Genomic DNA, 6452 nt, shown 5'->3' with positions numbered 1-6452 from the left:
GGGTGTGCGCGCTGGGCCGGGGGCGCGGGGCGCGCGGGGCCGGGGCGGCCGGGACGCGGTGTGGCCGCGGAACGCGGACCGGGTACGGGACGGGGGGTCGGCGCGGTGCGGCCGGCGGCCGGAGTGACGCGGGGACCCTGGGCGCTCTCGGGAATCTGAGGCTCCTCGGAGATCAGAGGCATGACGGTGGTCTGTGTGTCGGACGCCGATGTCGTCGGCGTCGGGAAGAGGGGCGCGTGCGCGCGATCAGAATTCGAAGCCGAGCTGGCCCCCGCTTTCGAGTGCGGCCGCCTCGGCGGAAAAACGGACCTTCTTCAGGTGCTGCCACCGGGGCAGCGCGTCCAGATACGACCAGGAGAGGCGGTGATGGGGCGTGGGCCCCCGCTCCTCCAGCGCGGCCCGGTGCACCGGCGAGGGATACCCCGCGTTGGCACCGAAGGCGAAGTCGGTGTAGTCCTCGGAACCGCCGCCCAGTTCGGCCATCATCCGGTCCCGGTGCACCTTGGCGATCACCGAGGCGGCCGCGACGGCGATGCAGGACTGGTCGCCCTTGATCACGGTGCGGACCTTCCAGGGGGCACCCAGGTAGTCGTGCTTGCCGTCGAGGATCACCGCGTCGGGCCGTACCGGCAGTCCCTCCAGGGCCCGCACGGCGGCGAGCCGGAGCGCGGCGGTCATCCCGAGGTCGTCGATCTCCTGCGGCGAGGCCTCGCCGAGCGCGTGGGCGGTTACCCAGCTCTCCAGCACGGGCGCGAGCTCGGCACGCCGCCGGGGGGTCAACAGCTTGGAATCGGTGAGGCCTTCGGGCGGTCGACGCAGGCCGGTGACCGCCGCGCACACGGTGACGGGTCCGGCCCACGCACCGCGTCCGACCTCATCGACACCGGCGACGGTCCTGGCACCGGTGGTAGCGCGAAGCGAGCGCTCGACGGTGTGCGTGGGTGGTTCGTACGGCATGGCGCCAGCCAGCGTACGCCGAGTGCCCCGGCAGCAACACCCCGGGGCACCGTGCACACTGCGAATCAGCCATCGAAGGCTCGTTCACCTGGGGGATCAGTACGGGTCGTAGCCGTCGTCGTACGGGTCGTAGCCGTCGCGGACGCCGTCACCGCCGAGGACGTAGCAGTCGCGGCCCTCCGAGGTCGCCGGGCGCTTCTTCAGGATCTCCTCGGCCTGCCTCTCTCCCCAGCTGGTGGCGTACCAGGGGGAGTCGGCGGAGCGGATGTCGCTCTGGATGATCCGCAGCGCGCAGGAGCGCTGCGGTTCGGGCAGCCGGTCCAGGGCCGGTACGGCGTCGGCGGACAGGTCCTTGACGTAGTCGATGTCGATCGTGCCGCGGTCGCCGAAGCGCTGGACGTTCTGCTCGGCGATCACTCCGTCCGGCGAGATCAGACCGAAGGCCAGGACCCCGGCCGCCGCGCTGACCGCGATGGCCCGCGGCAGGAATCGTGCGCCGAAGACCCCGGCCGCCAGGATCAGGAGCAGCACCACGCCGAGCCAGAGTTCCATCGCGGCCACGGAGATCCGGAGCCGGGTCAGGCCGTACTCCGCCACGTACAGGTCCATGCGGCGCAGCGCGGAGGCGACCACGACGAGGGTGAGCACGCAGAGGCTGCCGAGGACGGCGCGCACCAGGGTGCGGTCCCCGCGGCCGCCGCGGGGTGCCCAGCGCAGCGCCAGGGCGATCACGAGGAGCGTGAGCAGGGTGGCCCAGAGCAGCTGCCAGAAGCCCTGGCGGGCGTACTCCGCGTGGCTGAGCCCGGTCGCCTCCCGGACCTTGTCGTATCCGCCGAAGAGAACGACGAGCTGAAGGGTGATGAACGCGGCGAAGAGCAGGTTGAGCACGATCAGCGGAAGGGCCCACTCCGCCCGCCCCCGGGGCTTTCCGGGCCGTACGGTGATCCCGTCCCAGCGCACCGGGGCCGCGGCGGTGTGGGCGGCAGCCAGCGCGCCGGCCAGTCCGAGGACGAGCAGGAAGCCACGCCACGGCCCGTCGCCGAGCGAGACGTCGGGTACGAGGCTGCCCAGCAGATCGGCGAAGGCGGCGTCCGCGCTCGCGAAGAGGGTTCCGAACACGATCAGCAGCACGAGTGCCACCGCTGCGGTGCGCAGGACGGTGCCCCAGCGCACGCGGGAACCGCCGACCCGTTCCCGTACGCCCCGCCAGCCCCAGCGGACACCGGGGACGACCGAGTCGGCCAGGCCCAGGGAGCCGATCAGTACGCCCGGCCAGCTCCGGCCGCCGTGCAGCGCGAGCGAGCCGAGAGCGAAGGCCGACACCACGGCGAGGAAGGTCGGCCAGCCGGCGTCCCGGAGCGCCGGCACCGCGAGCAGCGCGAGGCCTCCAACGGCCCAGGTCGCGGTCCAGGGCCGCAGTCGACGGCCTGCCGCGCGCGCGGCGAAGTAGGCGGCCAGCGCGGCGGGCACCGCCACGATCAGGAGGTTCAGCCCGAGGCCGTCGCCCAGGAGGAGCGCGCTGAGGACCGCGGTGGCCAGGGCCGCCCAGAGGACCGCGGGGAGGATCGGCGGCGGTGCGGCGGGCCGGAGCCGGGCCGTCACCCCGGCGGTCCTGGCACCGGGCGCCCCCGCGCCGTGCGCCCAGGGGCTGGCGGGCTGAACGGCAGGCCTGCCCGGTTGTGCCGCCGGTCGGCTCTGCGCCTCGGGCTCCTCCGTGCCGGATGCGGCGACCGGCTGATCAGCGGCCACCCGGGACCTCTCCGGCGGACTGGATGCCTCGGACGGCTGATCGGACGGCTGATCGGACATGGAACCCCTCCCCCACGGGTCTCGGGCACGGCCCTCAGGCCCTGCGCCCGTCCCGGCGTCTCATTCGGCGCACGCCCGTCAAGATCAACCAGGGGCGGCGTGGCCGAAAGAGTAGTCCCGAACCCACGTTCGCCGACACGCAGAGTGATGCTGTGGCAGGACCGTGACAGTTCACGGGCGGCCAGCGGGCGATCAGCGGGCGATCAGCGCAGGGACGGGGGCAGCCAGCCCGGCGGTTCCTCCGTCTGCGCGAGCCAGTCGGCAGGCGGAGCTCCGGTCCTACCCGAGGCGACGACACCACCGACGATGGCGCAGGTCGTGTCCACGTCCCCGCCCGCCTGGGCCGTCACCCAGAACGCGTCCTGGTAGTTCCCCAGGCTCCTGGCGGCCGACCAAAGCGCGAACGGAACGGTGTCGTGGGCGCTGGTGCGGCGGCCGTTGCCGAGGACCGCGGCGACCGTCCCCGCGTCCCGGTAGTCCAGCATGTCGCGGGCCCGGCGCAGCCCGGCGCCCACAGCGCTGCGGGGGACGAGCGCGATGACACCGTCCAGCAGGTCCTCAGGGGTGGGCGGTCCGCCCGGGGCGGCGGCGAGCGAGGCGGCGGCCGCGACGGCCATCGCGCCGACGACGGCCTCGCGGTGCTGGTGCGTGGTGTACGAGGAGATCTCGGCCTGGTGCGTGGCCTGCTCCGGGTCGTCCGCGTACCAGGCGCCGAGCGGGGCGATGCGCATGGCCGAGCCGTTGCCCCAAGAGCCCTGGCCCTTGAACAGCGCCGAGGACAGCTCCCGCCAGTCCCCGCCCTCCCGGACGAGCCTGAGCAGCCGGTTGACGGCGGGGCCGTAGCCCCGGTCGAAGTCGTGGCGCTCGGCGAAGGAGCGGGCGAGGGCGTCCTGGTCGATACGGCCGTGCGAGGCGAGCACGGCCAGGACCGAGCAGGCCATCTCGGTGTCGTCGGTCCACTGCCAGGGCCCGGGCGGCAGCGCCCGCTGTTTCAGCAGGGGATAGTTGGCCGGGACGAAGAACTGGGAGCCCAGGGCGTCTCCCACGGACAGCCCACGCAGGCTGGCCAGGGCGCGTTCGAAGCGCCGCTCGGAAGCAGAATCAGCGGTCATCGCCCTGCCACTCTAACCGGTGATGCCGTACGGCTCAGGGGTGCGCCAGCGCTGGAACGGCCGGTCGAGGGTGTAGCGCCCGTTCGCGCCGAGGAGCAGGGTCCTCGTCTCGCCGTTGCCCGGGTTGGACAGCGATTCGAACTCCGCGACCGACCAGTGGAACCAGCGCATACAGAACAGCCGCATCGTCAGCCCGTGGGTGACCAGGAGGACGTTCTCCGGGTGGTCCGGCTCCTCGAAGCTCCGATGCAGGCTCTCCAGGAAAGCTCCGACCCGGTCGTAGACGTCGGCACCGGACTCGCCCTGGGCGAAGCGGTAGAAGAAGTGCCCGTAGGCGTCCCGGTAGGCCTTCTGGAGCCGCACGTCGTCGCGGTCCTGCCAGTTGCCCCAGTCCTGTTCGCGCAGCCGGGGCTCCTCACGGACACGGACCCGTGCGGGGTCGAGGCCGAAGGACCGGAACGTCTCGTGGGTGCGCCGGTAGGGCGAGATGTAGGCGCTGACCCGTTCGTCGCCGAACTGCTCACGCAGCCGCTCCCCGGCCTCCCGGGCTTGCCGCAGGCCCGTGGCGGTGAGCCGGAGCGCGTGGTCGGGCTCCCGCTCGTACACCGTGTCGTCGACGTTGCCCTCGGACTCGCCGTGCCGGACGAGGACAATGCGCTGCGGTCGTGCCATGCACCGACCCTAGATCAGGTGCGGTGATCAAGTCCGGTGGCCAGGACAGGCGGGTCGGGTCGGGTCGGGTCGGGTCGGGTCGGGTCGGGTCGGGTCAAGCGCATCAGGCGGATCACGCGGTCAGGTCGGGCTCGAAGACCAGGTTCAGCGATGCGGGCCCAGCGGTCAGACCGTCCAGGACGGTTCAAGCTCCACCACGTCTCCCGTCAGGGCGGCCACGTCCGTGTCGGTCTGCGCGCGGGCCGCCAGACGCTCCGCACCGTCGGCGCGGTACTTCCCGCGCTCGGCGCTCGACTTCCACAGGGACAGCACCAGGAACTCGTTGCCGGGGGCCTCGCCGAAGACGCCGCGCAGCATCCCGGGCGATCCGGCCATCGCCGGATTCCACACCTGTTTCTGCATCAGCACGAAGTGTTCGGCACGGTCCTCGTGCACCCGGCTGTGCGCGACCCGGGCGACGTCCGCCTCGTCGAAGTGGGGCTCGAATCCCGTCTTCACATCGAAGCGGCGCTCGAACAGCGTGACCTGCATGTCCCGGAACATGCCCGACTGCCCGGCGGCCAGCCGGTCGTGCCCGCGGGCCATGAAGGAGTCGTAGAAGACCCGGTTCTCCCAGAACGCGAAGACATGGGCGACATCGGGGCGTGTTCGGCTCCAGCCGCCGCCCTGCCCCCTGAACCCCGGCTCGCCGAGCAGCCCCGCCCACTTCCGCTGCCCCCGCTCGAAACCATGACGGTCCACCACGGAGCAGCGAATCCACTTCACCAGCACCGCGCCATCGTACGGGGCGGAGCGTGGCGCGGGTCACGCTCCCGGGGAGTGCACCCGAACCGGTCGTTCCGCAAGGCGCCCCGAACACAATGATCGTCATGACTATGTTGCACGCCCACCCCCTGTTCAGTCGGCTGGAATCCGCCCGGAGCATCCTCGTGGCGGGGGCCGGCGGGGGCTTCGACATCTACGCCGGGCTGCCGTTGGCGCTCTCCCTGCTCCACCGGGGCAAGGAGGTCCAGCTCGCCAACCTCACCTTCAGCGCGATCGAAGGCCTCCCGCCGGACGCCTGGGTGGCACCCGACCTGGCCGAGATCACCCCCGGCACCGCTCTCCACCAGCCCTACTTCCCCGAGCGCACCCTCGCCCAGTGGCTCGCGCGGCACGACTACCCGAGCACGGTGCACGCGCTGGCCCAGGTCGGGGTCCAGCCGCTGCGCGCCGCGTACCGGGCGCTGATCGAGCGGTACGACATCGACGCGGTGGTCCTCGTGGACGGTGGCACGGACATCCTGATGCGCGGGGACGAGGCGGGGCTCGGCACCCCCGAGGAGGATCTCGCCTCCGTGGCGGCGCTCGCCGGGATCGAGGGGCCCGAACGTCTCGTCGTCTCCATCGGTTTCGGGGTCGACGCCTACCACGGTGTGAGCCACGGCCTGGTCCTGGAGAACATCGCCGCTCTTGAGCGCGCGGGCGCCTACCTGGGGGCGTTCTCCGTTCCCCGTACGACGCGGGAGGGCACGCTCTTCCTCGACGCGGTCGTCCACGCCCAGCACCATACGTCCGCGCGTCCCAGCATCGTCAACGGTTCCATAGCGGCAGCCGTACGGGGGGAGTTCGGGGATGTGCAGTTCACCTCGCGCACCATGGGGAGCGAGCTCTTCGTCAATCCGCTGATGGCCCTGTACTTCGCCTTCGAACTCGACGGGCTGGCCGAGCGGTGTCTGTATCTGGACCGGATCGAGCACACGTACCTGATGCGTCAGGTCAGCAGTGCGATCGAGGCTTTCCGTGACGAGGTCCGGCAGCGGCCGCCGATCCGGATTCCGCACTGAGGCACGGAACAGCGCAGGGCCGCACAGAGCGGCGGAGGACCGCACATGGCCCGAATCAGTCGTCCGCCACCGTCGT

6 protein-coding genes and 1 pseudogene are annotated in these 6452 nt (G+C 72.1%); 1 reads left to right on the top strand and 6 read right to left on the bottom strand.

All coding sequences use genetic code 11. The features are described from left to right. From CIB93_RS38950 to CIB93_RS19920, 6 genes and pseudogenes are all read right to left on the bottom strand, one after another. A pseudogene (locus CIB93_RS38950) lies at positions 1-182 on the bottom strand (hypothetical protein); the annotation flags it as partial. A 64-nt stretch (positions 183-246) separates the two neighbouring features. Next, on the bottom strand, positions 247-957 hold the full coding sequence (locus tag CIB93_RS19940) for a ribonuclease HII (RefSeq protein WP_096628551.1): 711 nt from the start codon (positions 955-957) through the stop codon (positions 247-249). 96 nt (positions 958-1053) lie between these two features. Beyond that, complete coding sequence (locus CIB93_RS19935; RefSeq protein ID WP_096628550.1) at positions 1054-2766, bottom strand: DUF4153 domain-containing protein; 1713 nt, start codon at positions 2764-2766, stop codon at positions 1054-1056. Between the two features lie 203 nt (positions 2767-2969). Beyond that, complete coding sequence (locus tag CIB93_RS19930) at positions 2970-3878, bottom strand: ADP-ribosylglycohydrolase family protein (protein WP_096628548.1); 909 nt, start codon at positions 3876-3878, stop codon at positions 2970-2972. A gap of 12 nt (positions 3879-3890) precedes the next feature. Then, on the bottom strand, positions 3891-4550 hold the full coding sequence (locus CIB93_RS19925) for a histidine phosphatase family protein (RefSeq protein ID WP_096628546.1): 660 nt from the start codon (positions 4548-4550) through the stop codon (positions 3891-3893). Positions 4551-4715: 165 nt separating this feature from the next. Further along, a complete protein-coding gene (locus tag CIB93_RS19920; protein WP_096628545.1) occupies positions 4716-5321 on the bottom strand; it encodes a YdbC family protein in 606 nt (201 codons plus the stop codon). A 98-nt stretch (positions 5322-5419) separates the two neighbouring features. Between CIB93_RS19920 and CIB93_RS19915 the strand changes: the two genes are divergently transcribed. Then, positions 5420-6376, top strand: coding sequence for a DUF1152 domain-containing protein (locus CIB93_RS19915; protein ID WP_096628562.1), 957 nt, complete (start codon positions 5420-5422; stop codon positions 6374-6376). The last annotated feature ends 76 nt before the right edge of the window (positions 6377-6452 follow it).

The sequence above is a fragment of the Streptomyces sp. WZ.A104 genome, from assembly GCF_002382885.1.
Classification (GTDB): domain Bacteria; phylum Actinomycetota; class Actinomycetes; order Streptomycetales; family Streptomycetaceae; genus Streptomyces.
Note: the sequence above shows the minus strand (reverse complement) of the source record. Positions and strands in the feature narration are given on the sequence as shown.